Source organism: Amycolatopsis rhizosphaerae, from assembly GCF_007713715.1.
GTDB classification, from domain to species: Bacteria; Actinomycetota; Actinomycetes; order Mycobacteriales; family Pseudonocardiaceae; genus Amycolatopsis_E; species Amycolatopsis_E rhizosphaerae.
The window spans coordinates 1-2,012 of the sequence record NZ_VJWX01000774.1 but is presented as its reverse complement, the minus strand read 5'-3'; the positions used below and the strand labels follow the sequence as shown (position 1 = coordinate 2,012).

2 protein-coding genes are annotated in these 2,012 nt (G+C 68.4%); one reads left to right on the top strand and one right to left on the bottom strand.

All coding sequences use genetic code 11. The annotated features are described in order from the left end of the window. On the top strand, positions 1-818 hold an 818-nt coding region (locus FNH05_RS36690; protein ID WP_186382926.1), incomplete at its 5' end, for a restriction system modified-DNA reader domain-containing protein. Positions 819-979: 161 nt separating this feature from the next. Here FNH05_RS36690 and FNH05_RS36685 read toward each other — a convergent pair. Next, positions 980-1,966, bottom strand: coding sequence for a C40 family peptidase (locus FNH05_RS36685; RefSeq protein ID WP_425458531.1), 987 nt, complete (start codon positions 1,964-1,966; stop codon positions 980-982). Positions 1,967-2,012: the final 46 nt, after the last annotated feature.

Sequence of the window (2,012 nt, the reverse complement as noted above, 5' to 3'; positions counted from 1 at the left end):
CCCCGCAACCGGCCCGCACCCCTGTCACCGACACCCCCCACCGAGGCTCGCTACCGCATTTCGGCGGCGTGCCGGAGCGAGGCTCGCAGTTGCGGTATCAGGAGACGATCCGAGAATGGGAAGGACTTCCCCCGGGCACGATGATCCTCGTCCCCGAGTTCGACGTCCCGCCGATGCGCTGCCCCGCCGATGCCTGGGCAATGCTGGTCTCCGCAGTGGACGTCATCACCGACGCCGATCACGAACGCGCGGGCGAGGTCGCGCTCTTCGCCGGATGCTGGATGGTAGGCAAGCCACCGGCCAACAACTCCCATGACGGCGACCTCGTCGTGCGCCTCACCGCACCGGCAGACCCGCTGGCAAGCGAGCGACTCGCCGATGTGGAGCTGCTGCTGGCCCATCAGGGCCGCTGGCAACGAGTCGGCCTCTGGCAAGGGCTGGACGACAACTGGCCGCGCATCCTGGCCCCCACCGCCGCCGCCCTGATGGGTCTCAAAGGCGACGCCACGCAAGTCGCCGGTTCGCCAGGCACCACACGTGCAGTCTGCGGCGTTGCCGAGTTGCTGGGCGCGGGATTGGTCACCGAAGGCGAGGAACTGATCTGGGAACGCCCGCTACTGGGCCTGCGCTGTACCGCGCGCGTTCGGTCCGACGGCGCGCTCGTACTCACCGATGGCCGGGCATATGCCAGCCCGTCCGCTGCCATCACCGCCCTCGGCAGCAACCGCCAGAACGGCTGGGGCGCCTTCCGGCGGATGCCCGACGGACGCACGCTGGCAGACCTGCGCAACGAACTTCGGGAACGGCGCGGCCAGTAGGCCGCGCACCTTCCGCAGCGTTCACGCCGGGCGCTGCGGAAGGTGCTGGTGCTGCACGACAACGCCCGGTCGCCCGGGAGAAAGTTAGCCACCCACGATCCCGGCCGACGTGCGCACTCTGGCCGCCATAGTGGGCACGAGTGTGGGCCACGTGAAAACCGTTACCCCACAACCGAACCAGCGGGCCGTGTGGCTCCGGCGTAGTCGTCTCCTTTATGCCGGTGCGGTTCGATCTTCACACTCTGGCCGACATCTGGTGCGTCGATCATCAGGCCTCCGCCGAGGTAGAGGCCGACGTGGTGGATGTGCGTGGTGGTGCCGTAGAAGACGAGGTCTCCGGGCAGCAGTGGCTGTCCGTCCGGCACGCGCGGTCCGGCCCTGTATTGCGCGTCGGCGGTGCGGGGTAAGGTGATTCCGGCCGCGCCGTAGGCGGCCAGGGTCAGGCCGGAGCAGTCGAATCCGCCGTCTTGTGGCCCGTTTCCTCCCCACACATAGGGAAGCCCCCGCTGCCCACACACATAATTGAGGGCAACGAGGGTGACCTCGTTGGTGGCTTGGATGGCGCCACAGTCCCCGTTGCCGACTACCCCACTCGTCGCGGTCGCACAGCTGGCGCCGGTGACGGCAGCGAGCACCTCGTACGCCGTCTGCTCGTGCTGGGCGTAGGCCTGCGGGGTGCCGGAGCGTTGCACGGCCTGGGCGGCGTCGTTGATGCTCAACTGCAGCCAGCCAGCCACTGCGAGCAGGTGCTGGTAGAACTGGGTGGCGGCGTGGGCGGGATTCATGATCTGGCCTGGGGTGCCCCAGCCTTGGGAGGGTCGCTGCTGGAACAGGCCGAGGCTGTCGCGGTCACCGTGGTCGAGGTTAGTCAACCGGGATTCCTGGATCGCGGCGGCGAGCGCCACGACTTGACCCTGAACAGGGATGTTCATCTGCTTTCCGACCACGGCGATGATCGCGGCGTTGGCGAGCTGATCGGCCCCGTACCCGACCACTGCCGCCGAGGACCCGTCGTCACCAATGGTGCAGGCCATCCTGGTGGTGCCCTTGCCAAGGAGGCCCGAGGCCACGCCCGACACCCCGGCGGCGATCAACAACGGGATGAGCAGGAGCGCCCCGAGTGCGGCAGCACCCGCTTTCCCGATCACGGGCGGCTCACCATCTGTTGATTGCGCGAGGTGGGCTGTGTGGGTG